Source organism: Pseudoalteromonas sp. 2CM28B (assembly GCF_023161935.1).
The window spans coordinates 1-26,190 of sequence record NZ_JALNTH010000058.1; the positions used below are offsets into that span (position 1 = coordinate 1).

General features: G+C 37.8%; 19 protein-coding genes. 11 read left to right on the top strand and 8 right to left on the bottom strand.

Annotation, left to right across the window (positions count from 1 at the left end; all coding sequences use genetic code 11):
* Positions 1 to 736: 736 nt before the first annotated feature.
* Together MTN96_RS34560 and MTN96_RS34565 are read left to right on the top strand one after the other, a co-directional pair.
* Positions 737 to 1,051, top strand: a complete 315-nt coding sequence (locus tag MTN96_RS34560; protein WP_063529484.1) for a hypothetical protein — start codon at positions 737 to 739, stop codon at positions 1,049 to 1,051.
* A 3-nt stretch (positions 1,052 to 1,054) separates the two neighbouring features.
* The gene (locus MTN96_RS34565; RefSeq protein ID WP_248534496.1) at positions 1,055 to 2,497 is read left to right on the top strand and encodes a DUF4041 domain-containing protein; all 1,443 of its coding nucleotides are present in this window, start codon (positions 1,055 to 1,057) and stop codon (positions 2,495 to 2,497) included.
* Positions 2,498 to 2,698: 201 nt separating this feature from the next.
* On the opposite strand, the gene MTN96_RS34570 is transcribed toward MTN96_RS34565, so the two are convergent.
* From MTN96_RS34570 to MTN96_RS34595, 6 genes are all read right to left on the bottom strand, one after another.
* A complete protein-coding gene (locus MTN96_RS34570; RefSeq protein ID WP_248534499.1) occupies positions 2,699 to 4,231 on the bottom strand; it encodes a nucleotidyltransferase in 1,533 nt (510 codons plus the stop codon).
* On the bottom strand, positions 4,228 to 5,166 hold the full coding sequence (locus tag MTN96_RS34575; protein ID WP_248534501.1) for a CBASS cGAMP-activated phospholipase: 939 nt from the start codon (positions 5,164 to 5,166) through the stop codon (positions 4,228 to 4,230). Before MTN96_RS34575 ends, MTN96_RS34570 begins: the two co-directional genes overlap by 4 nt.
* Positions 5,167 to 5,246: 80 nt before the next feature.
* Positions 5,247 to 6,812, bottom strand: coding sequence for an SAVED domain-containing protein (locus MTN96_RS34580; RefSeq protein WP_248534503.1), 1,566 nt, complete (start codon positions 6,810 to 6,812; stop codon positions 5,247 to 5,249).
* On the bottom strand, positions 6,805 to 7,290 hold the full coding sequence (locus tag MTN96_RS34585) for a Mov34/MPN/PAD-1 family protein (protein ID WP_248534505.1): 486 nt from the start codon (positions 7,288 to 7,290) through the stop codon (positions 6,805 to 6,807). Before MTN96_RS34585 ends, MTN96_RS34580 begins: the two co-directional genes overlap by 8 nt.
* Positions 7,274 to 8,917 (bottom strand): ThiF family adenylyltransferase, encoded by a 1,644-nt coding sequence (locus tag MTN96_RS34590; protein ID WP_248534508.1) that lies wholly within the window; start codon positions 8,915 to 8,917, stop codon positions 7,274 to 7,276. The genes MTN96_RS34585 and MTN96_RS34590 overlap by 17 nt, the downstream gene beginning before the upstream one ends.
* An 85-nt stretch (positions 8,918 to 9,002) precedes the next feature.
* Positions 9,003 to 10,034, bottom strand: a complete 1,032-nt coding sequence (locus MTN96_RS34595; protein WP_248534509.1) for a nucleotidyltransferase — start codon at positions 10,032 to 10,034, stop codon at positions 9,003 to 9,005.
* A gap of 200 nt (positions 10,035 to 10,234) precedes the next feature.
* Between MTN96_RS34595 and MTN96_RS34600 the strand changes: the two genes are divergently transcribed.
* Together MTN96_RS34600 and MTN96_RS34605 are read left to right on the top strand one after the other, a co-directional pair.
* Positions 10,235 to 10,579 carry a helix-turn-helix domain-containing protein gene (locus tag MTN96_RS34600; protein WP_032470393.1) on the top strand — a complete coding sequence of 115 codons (345 nt, stop codon included), beginning with the start codon at positions 10,235 to 10,237 and terminating at the stop codon, positions 10,577 to 10,579.
* Positions 10,580 to 10,588: 9 nt separating this feature from the next.
* On the top strand, positions 10,589 to 11,404 hold the full coding sequence (locus MTN96_RS34605; protein WP_138553967.1) for an ImmA/IrrE family metallo-endopeptidase: 816 nt from the start codon (positions 10,589 to 10,591) through the stop codon (positions 11,402 to 11,404).
* A gap of 336 nt (positions 11,405 to 11,740) precedes the next feature.
* Here MTN96_RS34605 and MTN96_RS34610 read toward each other — a convergent pair whose 3' ends face one another.
* Both MTN96_RS34610 and MTN96_RS34615 read right to left on the bottom strand, forming a co-directional pair.
* Positions 11,741 to 13,129: a DEAD/DEAH box helicase gene (locus tag MTN96_RS34610; protein ID WP_248534511.1), complete on the bottom strand. Its 1,389-nt coding sequence runs from the start codon at positions 13,127 to 13,129 to the stop codon at positions 11,741 to 11,743.
* A complete protein-coding gene (locus MTN96_RS34615; RefSeq protein ID WP_248534513.1) occupies positions 13,123 to 13,707 on the bottom strand; it encodes a hypothetical protein in 585 nt (194 codons plus the stop codon). Before MTN96_RS34615 ends, MTN96_RS34610 begins: the two co-directional genes overlap by 7 nt.
* Positions 13,708 to 13,863: 156 nt before the next feature.
* On the opposite strand from MTN96_RS34615, the gene MTN96_RS34620 reads away from it, so the two are divergent.
* From MTN96_RS34620 to MTN96_RS34650, 7 genes are all read left to right on the top strand, one after another.
* A complete protein-coding gene (locus MTN96_RS34620) occupies positions 13,864 to 14,121 on the top strand; it encodes a helix-turn-helix transcriptional regulator (RefSeq protein WP_248474841.1) in 258 nt (85 codons plus the stop codon).
* Between the two features lie 1,286 nt (positions 14,122 to 15,407).
* On the top strand, positions 15,408 to 15,479 hold the full coding sequence (locus MTN96_RS37365; protein WP_374276191.1) for a hypothetical protein: 72 nt from the start codon (positions 15,408 to 15,410) through the stop codon (positions 15,477 to 15,479).
* Position 15,480: 1 nt separating this feature from the next.
* The gene (locus MTN96_RS34625; protein WP_374276192.1) at positions 15,481 to 15,735 is read left to right on the top strand and encodes a DDE-type integrase/transposase/recombinase; all 255 of its coding nucleotides are present in this window, start codon (positions 15,481 to 15,483) and stop codon (positions 15,733 to 15,735) included.
* Positions 15,736 to 16,184: 449 nt separating this feature from the next.
* A complete protein-coding gene (locus MTN96_RS34630; RefSeq protein ID WP_248534515.1) occupies positions 16,185 to 18,431 on the top strand; it encodes a bifunctional diguanylate cyclase/phosphodiesterase in 2,247 nt (748 codons plus the stop codon).
* Positions 18,432 to 18,940: 509 nt separating this feature from the next.
* A complete protein-coding gene (locus tag MTN96_RS34635) occupies positions 18,941 to 19,822 on the top strand; it encodes a GGDEF domain-containing protein (RefSeq protein WP_248534517.1) in 882 nt (293 codons plus the stop codon).
* 662 nt (positions 19,823 to 20,484) lie between these two features.
* A complete protein-coding gene (locus MTN96_RS34640; RefSeq protein ID WP_248534519.1) occupies positions 20,485 to 25,281 on the top strand; it encodes an EAL domain-containing protein in 4,797 nt (1,598 codons plus the stop codon).
* On the top strand, positions 25,262 to 26,098 hold the full coding sequence (locus tag MTN96_RS34650) for a sensor histidine kinase (RefSeq protein WP_282452154.1): 837 nt from the start codon (positions 25,262 to 25,264) through the stop codon (positions 26,096 to 26,098). Before MTN96_RS34640 ends, MTN96_RS34650 begins: the two co-directional genes overlap by 20 nt.
* Positions 26,099 to 26,190: the final 92 nt, after the last annotated feature.

A 26,190-nucleotide genomic window follows, 5' to 3' on the forward strand; every position in this document is an offset into this window, starting at 1 on the left:
CTCAAATGATAAGAATAGGATCTCCGCGTAGCGGCTTAGTTCAACAATTTAATAGTGCGCTCATCGCGCATATTTCTTCCGACTGAACGCTCATTATCTACTTTATATAGTTTTAACAAATAACCTAAAGCATTACTATCACTAAGTTTTCTAAAATTTTTAGGTAAAGTTAAATGAACCAATTTGCGCGCGTCGCTCATTTTCATGAATATATGCGCAAAGAGTAGTTTGACGAATTAGTTAACTCTTATATTTAGCTAATCTCAATGACTGGTTATCGCTCAAGTAAGACCCTGAAAAGTAGCTCATATAGCTATCTAGGTTAACAACGCTATCAAAAAACAGAAGTATATTTCCGATAGCTACCTTTGAAGCCCTAGAAACGGAAGTTTACTTCCGAAATATGGCAATGTAGGTTTGAAATCGGAAGTTTACTTCCGTTTTGTACTTTAAGATTATAAGCCGGTGTCTAGTGAAAGCTGGGAAATCCAAACTCGTTTCTGCCCCAAAATGAGTCAGCGACTGTATGAGCCATTACTCTCCATACCATCATTTGGAATATTTTTTCTAACCCAAATCAAGGGGGCTAATCTGCCTTGAGAAACATAGATATTTTAAACCTTAGTGCCCTCGTAGCTATGACTTTATGCAATCTATTTGATTTCAATGTAACCCTTACAATTTTGTTGTGCTAGCATCGGAAGCATAATTCTGATTTGCTTAAAGGAGAAATGCATTGGCCAGACGAGGAAATGGTTTAAGGACGGCTATAAAGGTTGTTAAAGCTATAGATAGAGCCAACAAACAAGCCACCCGCGAAGCTCAGCGTAGAGAGAAAGCTCGGCAACGTGCTGAAGCTCAAGCACTTAGAGAGCATGAAAGAGGTGTGCGTGAAGCTCAGCGAGAACTAGAGCGGCAAGTAAGACAGCAACAATCCGCAGCAAAGCAAGCATTTAAAAATGCGCTATCAAATACAAATGAAGAGTACCAAGACCGCTGCGAAGAACGAGCCGCCCTTAGAAAACAATTCATACAAGAGGTTTTAAAGTAAACAATGGATAGTAATTTACTAATATTAGCAGGCATATCTTTGTTAGCAGTTTTGCTGACCTATGTAGTGGCGAAACGCTCTGCGGATAAAAAAGTTGGACAGTACAAGTCAATTGATGAAGCATTAACGAAAGCCAAAGTAGAGCACGAGACATTAAAGAAAGCAAATGAATCACTACAGAAAACTACTGAGATAGCAAAGCAGGCGCTTTCCAAAATTAACGCTGAAACTGCCGACCTACAAGCTTTGAAAGGACAAGATGACTCTCTTAAAGTTAGTATTCTAGAGCAGCAACAGTCTCTTGACGCAGCCCAAAACGCTCTAAATGAACTTAGTGCCAATATTGAAAAGAGCGAACAGGATCTGAACGAGCTAATGGGTGGGATAGACTTGTATTCACGACTCGATGAATATACTGCGCATGGCCATTTTGAAATGCCACAATATCTCTACGAAACATCAACTCGCTATTCTGAAGAGATCAAAGACATACGGCAGCAACAAAAAGACATGATTAAAGCTAAGACCGCAGTCACCTTCCCAAAAACGACCGTTATTTCTAATGATAAGTCTTTGAATAAAAAAATCCTCAATGGTCAAGTTAAGCTAATGCTAACTGCGTTCAATATTGAATGTGACATGCTTATTGGCAAGGTTTCTCCAAGCTCATTTGGTCGTACGCTGGAGCGAATTGAGAAACTAGCAAACAATCTAGAAAAGTCAGCTGCGACACTGGAGTGTGGCTTTGATATTGACTACATCGAACTAAAATTTGAAGAATGTAAGCTTCAGTATCAATATACCCTGAAGAAGCAGGAAGAAATTGCCGAGCAGAAGCTCATCAAAGAGCAAATTCGTGAAGAGCAGAGAGCAATAAAGGAGTTTGAAAAAGCTATTGCTGAAGCTGAGAAAGAAGAAAAAATGTATCGAAGCCTTCTTGATAAAGCTCAGCAAGAGCTTGCTCAAGCTAATGAACAAGAACGTAGTGAAATGGAACAAAGAATAGCCATTCTAGAGCAGCAATTGGCCGAAGCTGAAGCCAAAGAAGAACGTGCCAAGAGTATGGCGGAACAAACTCGTAAGGGCCATGTGTACGTGATAAGTAACATTGGTTCCTTTGGAGAAGATGTTTACAAGATAGGTTTAACGCGCAGGCTAGAGCCTATGGACAGAGTTAAAGAGCTTGGTGATGCCAGTGTACCATTCCCATTTGACGTACATGCCATGATTTATACTGATGATGCACCTGCACTCGAAACAGCTTTGCACCGTGAATTCCATTCTCAACGTGTTAATGCAATTAATCTTCGTAAGGAGTTCTTCAATGTCGATCTAGAGGAAATTAAAGATGCCGTTGAGAAGATCGCTGGAGTAGATGCTGAGTTCAAAATGACCGCTCTGGCGGAAGACTATTACGAAAGCCTTCGTCTTAGTGATGCCGCATGATTTAATAGTTTTATCCGCCTTCGAGTCAGCCAGATCAGCGCTGGCTCACCTTTGCCCCAAAGCGTGCCAGAGAAACTTTTTGCCGTCCTTACAGAATTTCTGTCAGTTGACCAAATCTTTGTAATGTTACAACGCTTAGATTAGTTCGCAGCATAAGCGTAGTGTTTTTTGCACTTAATTCTTCTTGGAAACTCACGCTCTTCATACAGAAAATCTATCTCTAACGCTGACTACAAACTCACCAGTTCTCGCGACGCATACACGATCTTTAATGACGAATCCTTCAACCCAATGATCACCGGTGTAGGAAGTAGATTCTGTTCTATAAATTTCGTCTGAGGCCGTATTCGATTGAGGAGATATTTCGCCTCTAAGCTGCCCTACATTCGCCGCCTCTTGCCCTGTATTTACTACCTGCCAATAAACGTCGAATGGTGCAGGAACATCAGTCTTTAATTTGAACTTTAGTTCCTTTCCTTTGAGTAAATGCTGTCCAGATTTAAACTCTTTCCAATATATGTTGGATTTATAACTTGCTTTAATATCCGCTGAATATATGTTTGGAACGATAGGGTATCTCAGTTGTTCCTTATGTGGCACATTAAAGCTTAGTGCAGGTAAATTTGTTGGTTTGTATACATCAACAAGTGACTTAATAAACTTATCTTCTTCGATAAAGTTTTCAGTATTGATGAAGTCGTCTCTAAGCCAACCCACCCATTGGAAAAAAGCATTTGCTCTTGCATTATTATCCTCATGCCATCGGTCAGCGAAGTTTTCATCTGGATTAGCTGGGTTGGGGATAAGCCACTTTCCATCAGGCGTGCGAGTTATCAATGTATAGGTATTTCTTGCGTAGTAATCATTAAAAACAAAGCTATTGCTTAATTGATGAGAATGCTGATTTAAAGATGATATTAGATTTCTCAACGTGTCATAGATAGTTGCTTCATTGTTATAACAATTGGCAGCTAATACAGTAATGATCATTGAGATTGGCTTAAAGTTTTCTATATCTGATTGCGAGAATCTTACGTCACGATGTCTTTTTAATAATTGAACTGCCCTTTGTAACGGCGTTTTAACGTGAATATTGGGAACATCGTTAATTGAATTGTACAATTGTCTTTGATTGTTGAAGATACGTTGCTTCTGACTATATTTTTCTAGTTCAAATGCAGCGCCATTTCTTTCGTAAAACCATTCAGCAAATCCTTTCGGGTTGCTCGTTGTCCAAGAGTAGCGGTTTTCTTGATCTTTATTTGTAGCTGCAATTGATTGGGGTCGCGCCAATAAACTGTTTTCTGCTACTGAAGGGAGAATATCCATATGGAATCCAACACCATCATCTTCAGCATAATTGAGAGTCCAGCAGCGCTTTCCTTCATCATCTAACAATCGGGCATAAGTGCCATTCTCTCTAATACGTTGCCCAACCTGATTTTTCACAGTGGAGGCTAGTACTGCTTGTTTTAAATGCCCCAAGTTGCAGACCAAATCAATGTCATAATCTGCATCTTTACTATTTTTGAATGGGCGAATTTCTGTTCCAAGCTTAAAAGAGCCTTGAAGGTATACCTCTGGGACACGAAATGTGCCGGGATAGTTACCTTGCTCTAGATGTGTTCTCATTGAATTAAAGCGATCAATTGCTTGTTTGTATTTAGTTGGAGAGATGTCCAACTTTTTCGCCGCTGTTAACAGGGCCTCTTCCCTAGAAACTATTTGAGTCACGATACACTCCCTCCCAAGACAAAGTTGCTAATCTCTTTACTTCCATATGTAAAATCCTTGTCGGCTAAACTAATCAAATTATCGATTTCAGAAACTTCATCAAGTGGGAGATCAGTATCTGACTCAAAATCAATTCTTAATATTTGCTCAGGCTTCAAATGAAGCTTTAGATAATTTAACGCGCTTTGGCTCTGAAGCGATAACATGAAATTTATGAATTCTTTATGCCGCCAGCCCGTTGCTAAACCCCAGCCTCCCTTATGCTTTAAACCATAGGCGACTTTGGAATGACCGGTGCCGATGGACACCACTTGTATATCATCATAATTTATCCCTAGTCGTTTTTGGGCATCGATAACGGCCACTAATGCGGGGTTGTTTGCCCACAGGCCTCCATCTGATAACAAGTACTCATCAACTTTATGAGGATCAAAAAATGTTGGGGCTGAGCAAGATGCTAGAACAGCATCTTTTACTTTTACCGACTTATCACGAATAAAATCTGGGTGGTAAGGCGATTTAAATACATGGACTCCGCCGTTACCTACATCTGTTGCTGGCAGAATTAGTGGCTTGGCTACTTGCCCAAGCGTAATATCGTTAAAAACACCGTTAAGAACATTAGATAAACTGCCACTATCATAAACGCTTTCTAGCAACGGCTGCGCAACATTTTTTAGCTTCTTAAAGGGGATTCTCGACTTTTTCTTTTTGAAAATATCCACGCCATATTCTTTGTACATGTTAACCATTTCGGCTGGGCGGATGTTACATGCAACACCAGCCGCTATTATGGAACCCGTACTAGTGCCGGCTATCATGTCGAATGACTCTAAGAGATTGATTCCAAGTTTTTCTTCAAAACATTTAAGTATGTGCGCAGGGTAAACACCACGTATTCCCCCGCCATCGATGCTCAATATCTTAAAAGTCATATGTATTCTTACTCCTCTATAAACCGCCAGTTGACCAATTTTTAGTAATGCTACAGAGTGGCTCTTCTAACGATGGCTACTCATTGAGGTATTGATAAATTAACTTTTCCTTTTACATGACTTATCGACAGCTTAGATATCATTTCGTCTCCATCGAAGTCATATACGAGAAGCGCTGGCTGATAGAGATCGAAGGCTTGACCTACGAATACACAAGCAGCGTTAGATGCACAGATGAGCAAGTGAACACGCTCAACAGCAAATTGGTCATGAAGTTTTTGCAGTATTACATGAAGTTCACTTTTTAATTCTAACCCGTTTTCTGGATGCGGGATCGCAGCATTACCCATTTGCTTGGCTACGATTTCAATCTCAGGATAACCGAGCACTGTTGCAGTCTTTTTCATTGCTTCGGGATATTGGGTTAATGCTATAGTGATCGTGACTTCAGATGATTTTCCTATCTCGCTCTTCCAATTCACCTTGTAAGGTGTTTCTGATCGAGAATCCTGAGGCCAAACCCAGCAGTTTCCATCTCGGTATCTGAGCATTGGCGTGATTTCAGATTTATTTCCTAGGCATGCCCCTAATCCGACCAAAGCTGGCATTGGCCCAAATGCGAATAGCGCCGCTCGATATCCATAATTTTTTGTCTGATTGATTATGGTTTCTGCTTCTTCTGTGACAATTTCATCCATTTCTTTGGCAAACCGTTCAGGTTTGGCTCTGTATCGGCGTTCATTGTCACTAAGGTTATTCAATGCTCCTCTAATGCGAGTTCTTAACCTAGATAAACTTCCTGCAATGTCTCTTGACTCCGGGGGAGAAACAACATGCCCGCCTACCGGCCAAAGAACTGAAAATACAGGAATAGGTTGGAAACTCAGTCCTTCAAGTAATTTCTCAGTATTAATTAAAAACTCCGTTCGCATTTGAGTAAGTCTGGATGCAGGATAATCAGCACACGCAACTCGATCTATTAATCGGTGATGTTTGTCGCATAAAAGTAGAATATTAGCTGGCTCATTCGAAAGTTCTTCGGATAGATAAGGAATACCCCTTGGGCCATTCTCGGAAGACGCAACATTGTGAGCCAAGTATGAATAGTTACCAGATGCCCCAGTCAGACAATCAATATCCAACCTATCCCCGCAGCCTTCAAACATACAATAGCCATGACTATCACGCATAACTTGATTAATTGTCGGCTGTGTGAAATCTTTACCACGACCTTTATTAAATCGCTGTTCGATATTCCTGGAGATATAGTCAACAACGTCATTGACTGACAAGACTGTAGATTGACTAACACAGGAATCCCATATTTTTGATAGTGACTCCATTGTTCCATATTCGTCTTGAGAAAGATTTCGGCCCTGGAGGTGGCGAACCTCAAGATTATCCCCACAACCCATCAATGTTAGAGCATCCTTAAGCTCAACATCAGTTACGTTAAGTCGAAAACTGGCTCGTAACTCATGTGAATACAATATATATATCTGGTTTTTTACACGCTCATCGGTAAGTAATCCAACATGCTCCCACACAAAAGAGGTCTTAATGCTCGATAGAAACTCTGCGAGCTTGTCAATTGACTCTATGGGATAAAAACATGCTTGATGAAAAGGTAGCCTCTCGTCAGTCATCGATTTGTTCCTTAAAAATTCGTTTAAATGACCCGTTAATTTCCCGAAAGATACAGACGTCTTTCTGACCAACAATTACAAAGACTAATTCTCTGTCCGGGTTACGTTTTATGCATTTCCTCCAATCTACAATATCTATATACGATGGGGTGGGTGTTTCTTCAGGGTGAGTATGCCATGTACCCAAGTAGCCTAGTTTTCCATGCGAACTTTCGTAATAAGAATTAACCGTTTTCTGGTGGTGAGGGTCACGCATATAAAAGTTAAGTCTGGTGGCTGAATCTTCTTTCTGAGGAATAGTACAATGCTCTAGCCAAAATTCATTAGCGTCAGCGGACTGAGAGCCAATTAATGATCCAAAAGCTTCACTTCTATCACGAGACATCTGCCTGTAAGAATACCAAAGATCAATTAGCTCTTCAGAAAGGTAAATTTTTGTATCTTTTATGCCCGTAGTTTGCTTAATGAGTGCAGACATCGCAGTCCTCATCAACCAAAGGTAAGTATTCAAGCGAACTGCTGAAATTGTAGTAGCGATGAGTCAGCCTGATGCCCTCTGCCATTGCATCTTCATCTAAACCCTTCCAACTAACTTTGCAGGACTTAGTTTGTTTGCCTTCCAAATACCGAATGGCCAAATTTGCTGCCATGACACCAGTTTGAGCCGAACTTGCTGCGCCATATGAGATAAATTGTTCTCCACAGCCAGCGATGTTTTTCATGGTTATCTGGTTGGGTTCGATAAAATTCATGTTCGACACTAGCCCTCTTGCACCTGTTTCTTGGCAAACGTAAGAGCACAATAAGCATCCCTCCGTACTAGGGATATCTAATGTTGCATGGCCACCAACGCCAAAACCTTCTAACCAACTGTTAATGACGGCAACTTTTGAGTTGTTATCCAAAAGGTATTGTTTAAACAACCGTTCCTGGGTCGGATTTCCGATAGCAATGACGATCAGGTCAAAATCATTCATACGGTTACTGCGAGCAAACTCCATCAGTTTATCTAATTTCCATTGTGCACAAGACCATGGAAATTGTCGTTGAAGAGCGACACTTAGGGCTACGGTTTTGAATGCTCCCACCCAATGCTGTTCTAAAATATGGCGATACAGATTATTGATTTCGTATAGATCAGGATCTACTAACGTTAAATATCTGACTCCAGCAGCAGACAACTTATGCGCAATTTCACTGCCTACTGAACCAATGCCTATCACGGCTACCTTTTTGTCTGCTAACGGCAGAATGCCACCACCACGTTCCACAGTATTCTCTTGATTGAATAGCCGTATAGGTAAAGCTTCCAATTTCCAGTTTTTTAGCTTTTCATCTGATAGTGGTAGCGCCTTTTTGGCTTTACCGCTAAGTTTCAGTGCGAACCAAGTTCGTTCATCATTAACAGTTTTGGCGGTAAACACGACCCAATAAGCAGTTTCACGCCATTGACCGTATTTTTGTTGTAATTCACTTCTAACCTTTATCGGGAGCGAAGATATTGTATTTAAATACCATTCTTCGAGAGCATCTGAATTTTTAGGTGCAGGAGTTAGTGTTTCGATTGGAATCACAACTGCTTTTCCTGCTATGCGTCGATTATCCTTAGCTATAGACAACCGAATATCACTGATACCCGAAAGCGAATCATCAGCCGGATGAACCATATAGTGGCTTTCGATGCCAAATTGTTTGCCATCCACTGGGCTATATACCGATAACGTTTGTAGGGCTGGCCTTGCGATATTTGCCAATAAGGGTTTAAAGCTATCTGGATCACAGATTCGCAACCATTCACTGGAGAACTCACGAAGCAATTCACTATGGTTCCAATCTGGATTCGTTATGCACTTCTCTAACAACGAGATATGCCTCCGAAGCGATTCTTCTACAACCAATAGTGGTTGTTCGAAATTTACTGACAGTGACTCTGGAGCATTAACACACACAGTGCCAATCTGAATCCCTGAATCTTCATGAACAGAGACATGAGCCAACCTGCCAATGGAATCAGGGTTAATTAAGAAAAATTCGGGCAGGCTGTAGTAGGGAGGATCGGCTACTAGCATTAATTGTATCTCATGATTAAGGATCGTAGTTTCCACTACGATCCTCTCTCCTCCAGCTACTTCACTGATTGTGCAGTAGAACCCCTGGTTGATAAGGTGCTGTTTTATTTCGCTTAGCACACTATGCCCCCTGTGACGTTCCAACTACACCAGCGCTACTGTAAGCCACTTTTTTGGCATTACTATCTTGCTCCTTTTCTGGCACTTCAAAGTCATCACCGAATAGCCCCTGCAAGATTTCACATTGTTTGCGCAAAGAGTCTTCGTTTAAAGCTTGATCAAGTTTAGTCAGCATCGCATTCAGTTTGTTATATAGCTGTGTTCCCGTATCAATGCTACTGTTTTCAAAAACATTTCTATATGGTTGAACAGGTAACTGCACATTGACTTTGTACTTACCATAATCAACGCTTTGAAAATAATTGGCATTCAAAATAGCTGAAATAGTGTCGCGTAGCGATTGCAAGTCATTGACTTTACCGTCATAGCTGATAGATGGACGGAACTTGTCTTTCAACATTAGTGTAAGTCCAATTGAAAACACTTTTTTGCCAACATTTTGGCCGAACTTTTCATCCCTCCAGCGTTTTACATATCTGACCAAACGTTTAACCTGTCTGTTTTTCAGGTCTGCTGAGCCGATATACTGGCTGCTATCATTAATATGTTCTATCAGTTTTTTGGGCTCAGCAGGAGACCACTCACGGTTTTCTACATTTGAGTTCAACTTACCGACTGCCAGTTCATACTGCTGACCTCGCTTCCTGTATATGACAATATCGATATGCAGGTTTAAATTTATATAATCAGCAGTGACACAAGGCTTTTTGATTCTTGCATTTGTAAAACCGCGCTTTTCCAAGACTTTAAGTACAAGTTTTTTTACTTCAACCGGATCATTAGGAGCATTATCTGCATCAATAACAACAGCTCTATCGATATCAAAGTCAGCCACTGGGTGCTTTATGCCTGTGTGCGTGCTGAAAGATCCCTGAATAAACGTGTCTATTATTGGATAACCGGCATTTTTAAATTCATCCCTTAAATCATCGAGGATGCTAGAGTCCTTCGTCCTGGCCTCCCGATAACTATCATCCTCTCGTCCTAATTTAATTTTGTCGTGAAATTTTGAGAATTGGTTTTGCAAAGACATAGTTAGCTACCTCTTATAAATTAGTTCACTGCGTATTTCTCTAAGACAAACTCACAGGTGAACAAGGTCTGCACCTACACCTATGTCGTTCTTGATGGCAATTAACAGAAGTTAATAAATTAACCATCGTTTATAACGATACGCCTTCTAGCCAAACATATCAACTACTGTTAATATAAAAATTAACGGAGGGTTATTTTATGGCTGACAAACTTCAGCAAGCCGCACTTATCAGTAAAAACATAAAGCACATGCGAGAATTACTTGGTTGGACACAGGCGAGGCTCGCTAGTGAGGCAGGGATAACAGCGGCTGCTCTAAGCAAGATCGAAAAAGACGAAGGCCGAATGCCGACTATTGTTGTGCTAAGAAAAATCGCTTCGGCACTAGGTGTAAAACCCTATGAAATAACGGGAGAAGATGCGCCGGAAAATTCAGGAGACAAAACTACAGAGTTCTATCGAAAGTGGGGAGAACTTGATAAGCTGCCAGAACAGGATCAGCGTATATTGCGAGAAATGATGGAACGCTTCACCAAGAAGTAAGGATTTGGTATGGAAGAACAAAAAGGAGCAAAGGAGGCCGAATCTTTACTTGAAGATCTGGGCTTTGATCAGTTACCTATCAAAGTAAATCAATTTATTAATACCATTTCAGATGAGAGCTTTCCTATCAGAGTGGAATTCCATGCATTTGTATCCGACCAATTTTTGGGTAAGGCAATCGGCAATCAAGACGGGGCAGGAATTATTATTAATAGCAATATTCCAGATTCCCGGCGGCTAAATTTCACTGCTGCACATGAAACAGGCCACGTTTGTATGCACATTATGCAGGGCCACTCTAAAGACTTTGAGTGTGGTAACTCTGAGCTTGGGGATTATTTTAAAGATCCGCTAGAACGCCAAGCTAATGGTTTTGCATCTGGACTACTAATGCCAAAGCGATTGGTTAAGCCTTTGACTGATGGCGATGTAAACTGGCATAACATCAAACAAATATCCGATTTATGCGACACCTCTTTGGAGGCTGTTTTTAGAAGACTATCATGGCTGGAGAAAGCACCTGTAGCGATGGTTATCCACCAAAACAAGCAATTTAAGCGTTTTGTTCCTACAAAGCATTTCAATTTTTATATAAACCAAACCAACTTATCCTCAGAGCAATTAGCTTCTTGTACAAATGTCAGCCAAGAGGCATTTCCTAGTGACTTTGACGTTGTAGACCCGATAGATTGGGTTACACCAGAGCGAGATGGTATGAAGTTACTGGAATTATATGCAAGCTCAATAGTACTCAAAGACGGGTTTATTTATACATTACTTAGTTACGATGATGACTGCCTAGAAGAAGTTGACACCTACTTGTAACGATTTGCAAACCTGATAGGCCGGTTACACAGTCACCGCAACAAACGTGGTTTTCTCTGAGTCGTAAACGACTGTAAGGTTAAAATTTCAATACGGGACATAGTGTTGATTGGGATCTCAAAGATACCCATTTAGGAGTTTGCTTTTCTATTGATTTAAGAGGGCATTATCCCATAGAATTTTTCTGTGAAATTAACGAATTAGATTTAAGACTTTAACTCGGAATTGTCCAAAAACGAGTTTATCTGACCGTCTGCTTCTCGCTCATAGCGGCCTGCCAGATGAAACCTAAGCCTAACAATTAAAACTCTCTGAACTGATGTGAATTACTTCAAATTAACTTACTAAAAACGTCTCTATCACCCGCTCTCTAAACCCGCCAAAGGCCTGTAAAAAGCTTGCTTCCTGAGGCTCTGTTTGCAGCTGATTTGCTCCATTTTTGCCCCATGAAAATAATAAATCATCAATTTCAGCAATTGGCTGACTATCGGGACGCGTGGAGCCTGTCTTTTTATGAGTCTCTGTTCCAAAATATTCATTTGCTATAGCGTTATTTCTTATTAGTACGCAAGTGTTAGGTAGCTCTTGGTCGATTCTATTTGCAAAAGTGCTTAGTGTTTCTTCGGCTAAGGTGAATAACCAAGCTTCTTGGTTGGGCGAGCTATTTACTCTTAATATACGGCCAAGCACCTGCCTAAAATAAAGTTCGGTTTTAACTCTGCTTAAATGGCAACATATTTGTAGTCTTGGTATGTCAGTACCTTCCGACACCATGCCAACGCTTACAATCCATTGTGTGTTGCTTAAGCGAAAATGGCTGATTCTCTCGCCAGCATCACTTTCTTTGTAAGTAACTATGGTTGCTGATTGATGAAAAAGGTCGGTGAGTACAGTCACTATTTGCTCTGCATGTTCAACAGAAGAGGCAACAATTAACCCTGCGGCATTACTATTCTGCTGCCTAATAGTGGCAAGTTTACTTACCCCTTGAGCAACAATGTAATTAATCACAGCTTCGTGCTTAATCAAATCTTGGTAGGAAATCGATGGATCTTTTAGCAAAGACTTTAATGAGTTATAGGTTTTAGTTTCCTGTTTCGTGGTTGTTACCGAAATTTCTTCATTATCAATTAAAACAATTTTAGGGTTACGACAAACACCATCATTTACCGCCTGTTGCAGCGAGTAAGTGTAATTACATATTATTATATTATCAGGGTCGCTATAAGTTGCCAGCGCGATAGGAAGAAGGTCAGAGCGCCAAGGTGTGCCTGTCAACGCTAACGTAAAAGCAGCGTGCTGTTGAATGTTTTTAACAATATCTTGCCCCCATACATTGGCATCCTCAATGCTTGAACCAGCACAGTGGTGTATTTCATCAAACACCACTAACACGCGGTTATTCCTTAATAACTTCCAGTAGTCGTCATTAAAAAAGCGCATGTTTTGGTAAGTATACGAGCAACCAACTGAGCCAATAACACCGTCAAAATTACAATTTAACCGTTTAGCAAACGTCTTTCTAATACCATTGGCCACCTCACTAGAGGGTGAAAAACAAATCACAAATTCTATTTGCTTAGTTTCAAATAAATATGCTGCAACTTCTGCCGCCAATACAGTTTTACCGGCCCCAGGTGTAGCTAAACAAAAAAAGTGCTTATGGCTTTGAGAGTAGTGCTTTTTAATTGCCAGTAAGCAGGCTGTTTGCCAAGCCCTTAGCATGGTTGCTTTTCTGTTATTTTATTACCCAATAAAGTCTGCAAAGCGTTTATTTTGCCAAGTAATTTAATCGACTTTTCCTTAGCTTGAGTGTGATGTAGCTGCAATTGTTCTTGCAGCTTAGGGTAGCGTGCAGAAAGGCGCTGATACTCTTTAGCTTCTTCAAGTACAGTATTTAAATCAATCTCGTATGTTAATAAATCTTTTTTAAGTTCTTCTTGGTACTCAATAACTTTAACTGTTTCGGTCGAAATATCAGGAACGCTAATATTTGCAGTATCTATTTGTTTTACTTTGCCTCGCCTTGAAGTAGGAATGATTTCTAAACTTGAAAAAAGCTCTGTTGTTGAATATATAACCTCTTTAGATCCCTTATTTAATTTATTGGTTCGTCTTAAGAGTCCATTTGCAACATTGCGAGTTAATTGGCGATATACAAACTTTCGGGTTTCTACTGGATCAGTAAACTCAGATTGTTCACGCAATAATGCCTCTTTCGCTTGCGTCACAGTGAAATTATTCATCTGTTTGATTACCAAAAGAAAATGTAAAAATACATTCATATTCGCTTTTTTACTCATTGCTAAACCTTACCACTCACCATAAACTTAGGATTCCTAAGTATACATGCTCATGTAAAAACTAGACAATCATTTAAATGTGAGAGTTACCAAGATGAAGCAACGGTGCAGGTTAAATCCTTTTTTACAGAGCGTCTTAAAGAGGCTCGAAAGCGAATGAAAATAAGCCAAAAAGAGTTAGGTATTAAAATAGGGATGGACCCAAGCTCTGCTAGCGGCAGGATGAATCATTACGAAACAGGTCGCCATATGCCCGACTTAGCAACTTTAAAAAAGCTAGCGATCGAGCTAAACGTTCCCGTAAATTACTTTTTTTGTGAATCAGAAGAAAGCGCAACTCTGGCATGTTTAATCGAAAAGCTTGATGACGAAGGAAAGCGTAAGCTCATTGAGCTATTGGAAGAAAAGAATTGATAATTTGTTGAACTAATGAACTAATGAACTAATACACAAAACATAGTTTATGAAGCGCTCAAAGTATTAATAAACCATTTGATAACGGTTGGAAAGAGTATGTCGGTTTTAGGTTTATCAATAAAACCAGTAAGACTAATAAGGGCTCTTTAAAATTGGGAAGCTCTAAAGACGAAATATAAGATTGAAATATCTCAACGCTAGTAAAAAAACTCCCTGATCAATTCTTTTTAATCGAGAAACTAAATTAACTAGAGCTTTATCAAATTAGCGCACCTAATATACATCGCAGTGGCCATAGATATAGGCTTTATACTATACATGACGAACATTTCAACAACGGAAATTTATTTGTATAGAAATGATGAAAATTTTTATGATGAAGTAATTGATAAATAATTTTAAAGTTATTAAATAACAAAGTTTTACACTTAAATATATAATTGATTTTAGAAACGAGATGTATTTATGAGCCCGTGTTTTCTCCTTATATTATAAGAATTGATTATGAAGCCTTGTGATTAGAGTTGGGGTAAAGCTCTCTATACTTGATTCTATTCCTTAAATACGTGATATGAAGTCAATCACTCTATAACTTCAAAAGCATTTACAAGGCCAAATTAATATTCTAGCATTTATAGTAAAGCCCTTACTTTGAAATAATTAACAATAATAGCAGGGAGATAAAATATGCAACGCTATAACTCAGTCAAATCTAGCTCAAAATGGCGCTTAAAAATAGTGGGTTTAGCTGGGGGGGTGGGGTTTTTAGCATACGTAATGTGGTATTTATTTAGAAATGCACTTCTAAATGCGAATGAGCTTACACTTTCACTTGTGCTTGGGGTACTCATCTTAACTTTATGTCTTACAATGACGTATATCTTAAATTACATTTCAAAAAAGGCTACCGCTCACGTGATGTCCGACTCCTTGAATAACTTTCTTTAATTGAGAAATTAAATCAACGAAAGCATTATCCGATTAGCGTACAGTTTCGTGTATTCAATGTGTATCGTAGCAACTAAAAATATTGGCCTATACGGGATACAGCACCGACACCAGAGCAAGTAAGGTTAGAAACTGAAGTTAAAGCCACACATAGAATGAGAGACGGTTCAGCTAGGGCAACGACAATCGCAACGAATAACTATTTTGAATTAAGCCGTTATTGCGCCGCTAAACTGATAGTTAAACTAAAGTTAGGAGCTGCCAAGTACCACAATATCAATATAAACGTGCTGGTAATGAATACCTTTAAATCCTAGATTTGTTTGATAGGTAGTTTGATAGGTAGTTTGATAGGTAGTTTGATAGGTAGTTTGATAGGTAGTTTGATAGGTAGTTTGATAGGTTGAGCTGAATAGGACATGGTGCGCTGATGTAACATATATTTTGACAAGCAATCGATGGTATTATTTAGCGGTTGTTATTGATTTATTTGCACGCAAAGTTGTGGGTTGGGCCATGTCATTGTCACCGGATTCTAACTTAACGCTAAAAGCGCTTGAGCTAACTACGAAAGTAGAGGCAGATCAAGTTGATGGATGTTTCACTCAGACTAGGGAGTCACTATACAAGCTTGAAGTACCGCCAACGTTTATGGCGTTATAAAATCACACAAAGCATGACGCGGTGTCGGTGGTGTTATTATCTTGTTACTATCTTGTTGTTGGTAGTGTAATTTAGTTACTAGTTAAATATTATTATGCATTGTATTAATTTACTAACCCTTTTACACTGCAAGAAACGTAGCTTGATAAATCGATTCACATTATATGCACTTTAAAGTAACAAATAGCGCGGCGAGTATTTTCTATAGTGCTATCATTTATTTTCATTTCATTATTTTCGTTTTAGGTATAATCGAGCTCCTATTTTATAAATATGAGCTGATGCACGTTATTGGCCTTAAAACAGCACTAAACTCGCTATTGATTATGGCAGTACTCATACTGATAAAAAGGGTGAGCCTAAACGTAATAACAAAAAAGTACAAAGTTTTAATAGTTGCAGCTTGCTTCTTGTGCTTCCTTTTAATGCAGGTTTCCGTTTGGTTTCATATGCTGCAAAACTTTCATATTGGCTTGATTGACTCGAATCCATTTACTTTTTCTTTATCTGCTGTTTTCTTGTTTACGCTTTTTGCTGCAATTTTTGTGAAAGCTTTTCACAAAAATGTCCAAATTATCGAAATGAAGAGAATAAAGTTAGTTGTATTCATTGCAGTCTCTATTGGAACAGCCGTTTGGCATCAAGCTTCATTAAGTGTGGTAAAAGCTGAAGAGGCTAATGCGAGGGCGAAGATTAATTTGATAGAAACAATGATAAATAAATCTATTGAAGCACAAATAAAAGCCCTTTCCAGAATCAAAGCACGAGTTAACAATGAGAGTTTTGATGATTTCAAGCGCCTTCTAGATATAGACCAAAAAACCTATACCAACGATTACAATATTATTAAGGGGGTATTAGTTCTTGATAGCGAACTTAACTTCGTTTCAGGGGATACTTTTTCAAGACATTTCTACTTAAACGGTATGCTAGAAAAACCAATAATAAAAGCATGGTTGACGCGAGATCTTGATGACATTCAGTTTGCAGCAAATTCACTCACCCTAAACTCAGCAGCCCCCACTCTTATGCTGTTAGCCACTGTTGAATTAGCGACAAAAAATAAATACTACATATTAAATTTGCTGGATATTAATTTATTGCTAGATAAAGACTATTTACACTATTTAAGTCAATACGATACTTATTTAGAATTGACAAAAAGTGTTTATTTTTCAGTGGATTATAATAATGAAAATAAAACAGACTTAAGCGAACTAATTAATGGTTATAATCACTTTATCACACAGAAAATCAATGTCATGGATCTAGTTGAGCATGAGGTTTATAGTTTTATTAATGATTATGACTCTATACATACTGACACAATAATTGATCAGTCAATACTTTGGCTCACTTCTATTTTTATATTTATTTTTGTTCAAGTAGCAGACTCCTCTAGGGTCATTCAGTTTAGAGCAAAACATGACGAGCTCACGGGGTTACTCAAATTAACAGCTTTAGAAGACGAGTTTATCAAGGTCACTTCTGAAAAGCATTTTAATAATTTTTCAACCGTTATTTTGAAAGTAGATTTCTTTGAAGCGATTTACATTTCTTTAGGGTATAAAATCTGCGATGAACTTATAAATAATGTATCCTTAAGAGTACGCGAAAGCACTAATAATATAGCGTTGATTGCTAGAGGGGCGAGTGATAGCTTCGTTTTATATTTTTTTGATATTTCCCCAGAGTCATTAGAACAAAAAATAAAGTCTCTAATTGTCGAGCTTACTGAAGCTCACATTATTGATGATAATGAAATTAACCTTTCAGTCAGCGCTGGAGCTGCAACCTACAGACACCTTGATTCATTTAATCTTCGGTTAAATCTTCAGCAAGCGAATGTTGCTCTTGAAAAAGCGAAAGAGCTTGGTGGTAATCAATTTCATTTCTACCAACAGTCTATGGAAGATAAGTATAATGAAACCGTTACTATCAGAAATGACTTACAAAATGCACTTAAGAACGATGTATTAGAAGTATTTTACCAACCAGTGCATTGCTTAAATGATAGTACGATCACCGGAGTTGAAGCACTAGTTAGATGGACAAACGGTAATGAGTGGGTTTCACCAGCTAAATTTATACCCATAGCTGAAACTACAGGTCAAATAACTCAAGTCGGCGAGCAGGTCCTTAAAAAAGTGATCGAAGATATAAAAAAATATCCCCAACTACAAAATATGACTGTTGCAGTTAACTTTTCGACGAAACAAATAATTAAAGATAACTTTGCAAGTAATTTGCTTTCATTATTAACTGAAAATAACATTATTCTTGAAAATTTTACGGTAGAAGTTACTGAATCGTACTTTCAAGAACGGGGGGTTATTGTAAGCAAACTTATTGAATTGGTTGATTATGGGCTCAATGTTGCAATAGATGACTTTGGAACCGGCTACTCAAGCCTATCCTATCTGACACATCAGCCAGCAAATATAATTAAACTCGATCGCGAATTTACAATAGGCGCACACTTATTAAATACTAAAGAGCAAAAGCTGTTAGATACTATTATTAGGTTTTGCTACGATCTAGATAAAAGCGTAATAGTTGAGGGTGTTGAAGGTGAAGGGTTAATTAAGCACTTATCTAAATTCGAAGGTATTAAGGTTCAGGGGTATTTTTTTTCCAAGCCACTACCTATACATAGCCTCATAGACTATATAGAAAATAACAAAATTAAAGATTAACACAGACTACTCAAGTGACTGAACAGGACTTAAATGTGTTTTTATTGCAATTTCCTAATTAAGCGTCATCAAAAAGCTTCTGAATTTAAGTTATTATGAAGGGGCTGCGTGGTTTGTTTGTTTTCAAGGTTAATTTGCAGATCTATACGCTATCTTCAGGCATGTATACTCTGTATTGAGTGTTACTTCCAACAAATAGACTATAACGTAGCGCGTAGGGTTCTTAGTAGTAGCAATTAACCTTTGAAGAACAACTTTTACTCTCGCCGCGATTAAACCACTCCAGGGTATGTCCGCTTTAATCATAAAATACCGGCTAGACTCCAATTATTTTCCCTTTGATATGTATTATAAAAATATACAAATAGTTTCCTACTCGGCTCTTTTTCGTTGATAATATAAACAAGTGACTATTAGGTGTTTATAGCCACTTTTATAAGTTTAATGTGAAGCACTAATAAGTGTTACACAGTTGATAGCCTTTTTTGAGATAATAATAATTGAAAGCAATGTTTGATGAATTGAATACACATGACGTGCAGCTTTTTTATGTAAATTTTGGGGAAGCCTTAGTTAAACATCACGATGGCAGGCTTAATTTATTTTATATGTTGCAATATAACGACTTACGTTGTCGGATAAAAAATGATTATAACCTTCTTTTACAAAAGCTGGACTTTAGTAGCGCACTAGATCTTTCAAATACTCAAGTCGCTCATCATCAAAGGTTAGTTAATATTCAGAGAAATCTTTCAAATCTACTGGATTATGTAAGGTACACTTTGGATGAGTTAGAGTGCAACGATATCAAGAAAAATAGTTATCGTCATTTAATCACACTAATGAAAAGACTCGATAGGAGTATAGAAACCTTTAGAAAAGAAATTTCTAATAATTTAACATATTTGGATGAACTCACAGGCTTACTAAATCGCTCAGCAATGGAGAAAGATTTAACCGAACTCATAGAGTTGAATAATGAACAACCTATAATTACTAGCTTATCACTTATCGATATAGATTATTTTAAACTAATTAATGATGAGTATGGGCATGCTGTTGGAGATGAAATTCTTGAATCTATAGCAGATATTATACAATCATCACTACGAGACACAGACAGTGCATATAGATATGGTGGTGAGGAAATTTTAATTGTGTTAAAAGACTCACCAATCGATGATTCGGTAGCAGCAATGCAGAGGCTTAGAGAGAAAATAAGTGACTATGTATTTATTTCCTACGAGATTGAGCTTTCCGTTACTGTGTCTATTGGTGTGACACCTATAAAATCAAGCGATAAAGTATCTAGAGATACACTTATCAGAGCTGATGAATGCCTATACAGTGCTAAAGATAATGGTCGGAATCAAGTTGTATATAAAATATAACTGAGGCGGTGACTAAATCTTTATACTCTCCATCCAAGAGTTTTAAGATTTAAAGTTACCTAGCCTTTAATTTAATAGCACTATAACCTGATTTTAGCCGTTTATAGTGGACATTTGGATAATCAACATTTAGTAGTTCAGACTTCTCATTCCCTAGGTAGCCAACTTTGCTGTAATCAATTTTTATATATTCAAATACAAGCTGCCTACCCTACGAGCTGACGCTTCAAAGGCGCACTCTGGTTAGTTAACAATTTTCTCTATCCGACGTGGATGCTTCTTTCAAATCAGCATTTTGCTAATATTAAAGCCGAGATTTGGAGATACTTAGCTCTCTGAGTGCTTTAGCGCCTTCCACTTTTAATCTTCTAGATAGGATTTACGTTTGTTTTTTTACCACGATTTACCTCTATGAGTTAGTTTTCTCATTTAATGAGGTAGCCAAACTACTGATTCAGAACACCAATAACTAAGTGGAGACGTGTGAATGAATGTGAAGTAACGGTTAATTTATAAAAATTGAACAATGGCAATTATTACCTTGGATATGTAAAATCGATAGGCGTCTGAAAATAATAGTTTTGGCATAGTTTTAATAGGGTAGGCTCAGAATTTTGTTGGGTATTTTATAAATATTAATTTGGAATTTTATGAGATTTAGGTTGAAAAAGGAGCAATATGCTTCATTAAAGTATAGTTTATTTTGGACTAGCTTGACTTTTTTATTTGTCAGCATTCCATTTCTAGGGGTTAAGAAGTTTCAGCACCTTAGTGACAGTGGTTTTAGCACCTCCTTACCTATCAATACTATGCTCTTACTAGCCTTAACTGCTGTGTCACTGATTTCTATTGTGCGAAAAAGGAACATTCTCTTTACGTTTAGCCTTGGCGTTATGGCTACTATATTGTTTATGAGCACACTTAGTTATACAAATAAATTAATTACAAATTTTACTATGCCTTGGCTTCAGTTTTTCTGTTGGGCTCTGGTCTTAATTGGTTTGATTAGTGCCTATAAAAAGCAAAGTCTTTTTTTTAGAAAGTGCAGTTTGATCAGTTTTAGTATTCTGGTAGTTGTAGCCATATCTTTACTCTCTGTTAACACTGGGTTTTTAGGCAGCTTGCAATTTAGTACAACTCCTTCTGAATCCTCAAACACTTCTATTTTTCTCCTTTTTGGTGCTGTTGCTGGGTTGACTATACCATCGGCTTCTCTCTTTGATATTAAAGCTCATAGCCGTAGTTTAGGGAGTTGGCTTGTACTACTACTCACAACTTTCACATTTTTGCTATGGTTAGATTTTATGCATCAAATAGAAGATGCTAATGGAAAAGTAGCCAAGGAAACTTTATCAAAAATTCAGCAACAAACAGAACAAACTATAAAAGAACAAAAAAGTTTGATGCAAAGGTTAAGCGATCGTATTACTGGAAGTGATTTTATTTACCCTCCAAAACAGTTAAGTTTAGATTTTAACACCTACTTACGTGATTTTAACTATCTTGACTATATTTCTATTTTAAACAGTTCGGGAAATTTGCACTACTCCGCAGCACAAACTATAGCTATTAAAAAATGGTACGACGACTATGTTGCTACTAAATCAACTTGGTCGCCAGAACAACGTGATAACGAGAATGACGAAAGCGCTTATTTTTATTATGACAATCGAATAGATCATACCTTTTTTACTCTACCACTACGCCAGCCTAACACTCATGAGTTATCTGTCATTGTTGCAGGAATAAACTTCAAACAACTGATGCAGTCAATAATTCCTCTAATTGTACCCAGAGGTTATGCCGTTACTTTAGCCCATGAAAATAGTCAAGAAGTCTTAATAAGTCAGCTTGACCCTACGCGACAATACTTTTTATTAAGTAAAAACAACATTCACAATTCGCAAAGTGAAATGAGATGGCAGTTATCTTTGTATCAAGATTTTGATATCCGACCTAACTATGTCCAGCAGGAATCAGGGTTGATATTAATTGCTGGATGGTTAGCCTGCTTTTTAGCACTGCTATCTCAACAGTATCAGCAACAAATTCATAGGCATAAAAAGCGTTTAATTTCCGGAAACAGAAAACTTCGCAAAAGCCTTAGTTTACAAAAAAAATTGCAAACACATCATATGAAGTTTATGGAAAATTCGGCCGATCTATTATTTATTGTTGATGAGGATGGGAGAATTTTAGAGGCCAGTCATTCCAGTTATACAATATTAGGCTATACCGCAGAGGAACTTAATGGCAGGTTGTTTATGGATTTTGTACATCCAGATGATCAACAAGCCACTGAACATGAAGCTCAAAACATTATTGAAGGGCAACATACTAAGCAATTTCGGAATAGGTATATTCGCAAAAGTGGTGATGAGGTGCATTTAATGTGGTCAGCACAATATGTGCCTAGCATACAAACATTGTATGCAGCAGGGAGAGATATCAGTGAATTAACTAAAGCAGAGAGCTATCAAAAAGCGCAACAGCAAATTTTACACCTGATTTCGGTCGATGCCCCACTTGACGAAATATTAAAGAAAATATGCTTAATGGCGCAAATTCATTATCCGGCGGTTAAGGCATGTGTGATGCTCAAAGTTGGTCAGAAACTAAAGATTGCCTCAGCCCCCTCATTTAGTAAGCAATATCATTCAGCGTTAGCTAATATCGATATAGATGATAATGTGGGTTCATGTGGTACAGCAGCTTTTCACAATAAGTTAGTAATTACAAAAGATATTAGCAATGATAAAAATTGGCTGGGTTATGCAGAGGCTGTTTTAACTGAACAACTATTGGCCTGTTGGTCATTACCAATGGTAACAAAAGAACATAATATACTAGGCACGTTTGCGCTTTACTGCAAAGAAAGTAGAGCGCCGAGTTCGGAAGAGCTGGAGTTATTAAGTAGTTGCTGTCGCTATGCCGCCAATGCAATAGAGCGTACAGAGCAAAAACGTTTATTGTCAGAAAGCGAGCAACGCTTTCGCTCGTTGTATCAGTTTAATCCTGATCCGGTTTATATTTTAGACCAGCAAGGTTATTTTACAGCAATGAACAGATCTGGCTGTGAATTATTACAGCGGCCGTTACCTGATTTACAACACATTCACTTTGCTGATGTTATTGTTGAAGAACATCTATCTCGGGTTACGAAATATTTTAAGAATGCTTTAACAGGTAATTCGGAAAGCTTTGAAGCGAGTATAGTAAGTAGTAATAGTTCGCAACACGAATTACACATAACAATAATCCCCACCTGGGTTAATGGCAGAGTAGTTGGTGTGATTGGTATTGCTAAAGATATCACTGAGCGCTTAAAAATTGAAAAACAACTTAAGTTGTTCAAAAGAGCGGTTGATGCTAGCTCGAATGGGGTCGTCATCAGTGATATTACCCAAATAGATATGCCTATAAGCTATGTTAATTATGGATTCGAGAAACTCACAGGCTATAGCAAAGCAGAGGTTGAAGGTAAAAACTGTCGCTTCCTACAAGGTAAAGAGCGGGACGAGATAGTTACTAAGCAAATTCGTAATGCCATCGCGGCAGAACAGGAAGTTAGCGTAGTACTGAGGAATTACCGTAAAGATGGTAGTGGCTTTTGGAATAGTTTATTTTTATCACCAGTACCCAATGATGATGGGGTCATTACTCACTATATTGGTATTCAAACTGATATAAGTGGGCAAAAAAATTATGAAGATGAACTTGCTTTTAATGCGTTTCATGACTTATTAACTGGCTTACCCAACCGAAAGTTATTACATGACAGACTATCGCAAAGTATCAAGATCAGTTCACGTCATAAAGAGAAAGTCGCAATACTCTTTATTAATCTAGATGGCTTTAAATTAATTAACGACAGTCTCGGGCATTTAGTTGGTGATGAGGTTCTCTGTAAAGTAAGTGCACAAATTAATAAACAAATTCGTTCAGGCGATACACTAGCTAGAGTTGGTGGGGATGAATTCATATTAATGCTTCCGGATTTAAATGAACTTAATCAATTAACAATTATGGCTGAACGGGTTCTTGGTGTAATCTCTGAACCATTTTTAATAAGTGGTAAAGAGCTAGAGTTAACTGCGAGTATTGGTGTTAGTGTTTTTGATGAGAACATACATGGGCCTATAGAGCTTATTAAACGGGCTGATTTAGCTATGCAGAGAGCAAAACAAGTCGGTCGTAATAATATTCAGTTTTACGAATCTGACATGGAACAAACTCTTAATAAACGACTCAGTCTCAGAACAATGCTAAAGCAAGCGGTAGCAAATCAAGAATTTGAGCTCTTTTACCAACCACAAGTAGCAGCAGACAACGGGCATATTATAGGCATAGAAGCGTTATTACGGTGGCAACACCCAGAACTTGGGTTTATTGGACCTGATGAATTTATCCCAATAGCAGAGGAAATGGGGTTAATCGTTGAAATCGGTCAATGGGTGATTGAGGAAGCTTCCAATTACAACCGCTCTTTGCAACAGCGAGGCTTGGCTAAGGTTATAATGGCGGTTAACTTGTCTTCACTGCAATTTCAACGTGTGAGCTTTGTAGAGCAATTAGAAGCAACATTGAACCAAGCAAAATTAGAACCTAAGTGGTTCGAGTTAGAATTAACCGAATCACTATTATTAGAAAACATTGAACAAGTTGTAGATAAACTACAGCACCTGAAGCAATTAGGTATCAGTATTGCTATCGATGATTTTGGAACTGGTTATTCCAGTTTAAACTATTTAAAGCGCCTACCGATTGATAAGCTAAAAATAGACAAGTCATTTATACGAGAGCTAGTAACTGATCAAAAAGATACAGCCATTACCCGTGCGATTATTGCGATGGGGCACCAATTAAATTTAAAAGTGGTTGCGGAAGGGATCGAGACGTTATCGCAAGCGAATTTGCTAAACAAGTATGGCTGCGATGAACTACAGGGCTATTATTATTCCAAACCGTTACCTAAAGATAAGTTTGAATCTTTTTTAGAGCAATATTCTCCGATACATGCCTTTGAAACTAACGCTTGTTTACCTAATTTGCTTCTTGTAGATGACGAAGAAAACATACTACATTCTTTAAAAAGAGTTTTACGCAAAGAGCCAATAAATATTCTCACTTGTAATAGTGCCTTAGAGGCATTTAATCTACTTGCGTTACACGATATACAAGTGATTGTCTCAGATCAGAGAATGCCTGAAATGAGTGGCACTGATTTTTTTAAAGAAGTGAAAGAAATGTATCCTGACACAATTAGGATGATTTTATCTGGCTATACTGATCTTCGCTCCGTAACAGAAGCGATTAACAAAGGTGCTATTTATAAATTTCTCACTAAGCCTTGGAGTGATGAAGAGCTTAAAAGAGAAATCTTATCTGCTTTTCGTATGCACAAGCAACGTTTTAATAAAAGTAATCAGGGGGCTATTAATGTCAATAGAACAGAGTGAGCTGGAACGTCTAAGAAAACAGGTTGCACAGTTAAATGATCAGCTCATGCACTCAGAAAAGCTAGCATCACTAGGGCAGCTTGCAGCTGGTGTAGCACATGAGATAAATAACCCAATAGGCTATGTCGCTTCAAACTTATCCGCTTTAAATGAGTACATAAATAGCCTTATGATGTTAATTAAGCAATTAGGTAAAGAGTTACCCATAGAGAAAACTAACAGACTGAAGCTGGCACATGACTTTGATTATATAAATAAAGATTTACCCATTTTATTATCTCAATCTGAATCTGGGCTAAAAAGAGTTATTGAAATCGTTCATGATTTAAAAGATTTCTCATACTTGGATGATGCAGAATTCGAAGAAGCTGATATCCATTTAGGAATTCAAAGTACGTTAAATATTCTTGGTAATGAGTTAAAATACAAAGCAAAGGTTAATACATCTTTTGCTGATTTACCTTTAGTTAGGTGTATAGCCTCTCAAATCAACCAAGTCGTTTTAAACTTAATATTAAATGCGGTACAAGAAATAGAACACAATGGAGAAATAACAATTACAACCGGTTATGATGATATGTGGGTTTGGTTTAGTATAGAAGACAATGGTCCTGGTATAGAGCAAAGTATATTAGAGTTGATTTTCCAACCTTTTTTTACTACGAAAGAAAAGCATAAAGGTACTGGTCTTGGGTTAGCTTTATCTAGAAGTATTATTGATAAGCATCAAGGTGTAATTGAAGTTAAAAGTAAACTAGGTTCAGGTAGTTGCTTTACAGTTAAATTACCTATATCAATCAAAACTGAAAAAAGGTGAATTTATTTTCTTTGCAATTTATTCGTCTATGTTTGAAAAGCGGTTTTATATTTTGAAAACAAATAAAAGGATTCCTATTTTAATGGTGACGT

What these genes read in the sequence shown, in the direction of transcription:
- MTN96_RS34565 (WP_248534496.1), top strand. Translation starts at nt 1,055, where the DNA reads ATGGATAGTAATTTACTAATATTAGCAGGCATATCTTTGTTAGCAGTT.
- MTN96_RS34575 (WP_248534501.1), bottom strand. Translation starts at nt 5,166, where the DNA reads ATGACTTTTAAGATATTGAGCATCGATGGCGGGGGAATACGTGGTGTT.
- MTN96_RS34580 (WP_248534503.1), bottom strand. Translation starts at nt 6,812, where the DNA reads ATGACTGACGAGAGGCTACCTTTTCATCAAGCATGTTTTTATCCCATA.
- MTN96_RS34585 (WP_248534505.1), bottom strand. Translation starts at nt 7,290, where the DNA reads ATGTCTGCACTCATTAAGCAAACTACGGGCATAAAAGATACAAAAATT.
- MTN96_RS34595 (WP_248534509.1), bottom strand. Translation starts at nt 10,034, where the DNA reads ATGTCTTTGCAAAACCAATTCTCAAAATTTCACGACAAAATTAAATTA.
- MTN96_RS34600 (WP_032470393.1), top strand. Translation starts at nt 10,235, where the DNA reads ATGGCTGACAAACTTCAGCAAGCCGCACTTATCAGTAAAAACATAAAG.
- MTN96_RS34605 (WP_138553967.1), top strand. Translation starts at nt 10,589, where the DNA reads ATGGAAGAACAAAAAGGAGCAAAGGAGGCCGAATCTTTACTTGAAGAT.
- MTN96_RS34610 (WP_248534511.1), bottom strand. Translation starts at nt 13,129, where the DNA reads ATGCTAAGGGCTTGGCAAACAGCCTGCTTACTGGCAATTAAAAAGCAC.
- MTN96_RS34615 (WP_248534513.1), bottom strand. Translation starts at nt 13,707, where the DNA reads ATGAGTAAAAAAGCGAATATGAATGTATTTTTACATTTTCTTTTGGTA.
- MTN96_RS34620 (WP_248474841.1), top strand. Translation starts at nt 13,864, where the DNA reads ATGAAAATAAGCCAAAAAGAGTTAGGTATTAAAATAGGGATGGACCCA.
- MTN96_RS34630 (WP_248534515.1), top strand. Translation starts at nt 16,185, where the DNA reads ATGCTGCAAAACTTTCATATTGGCTTGATTGACTCGAATCCATTTACT.
- MTN96_RS34635 (WP_248534517.1), top strand. Translation starts at nt 18,941, where the DNA reads ATGTTTGATGAATTGAATACACATGACGTGCAGCTTTTTTATGTAAAT.
- MTN96_RS34650 (WP_282452154.1), top strand. Translation starts at nt 25,262, where the DNA reads ATGTCAATAGAACAGAGTGAGCTGGAACGTCTAAGAAAACAGGTTGCA.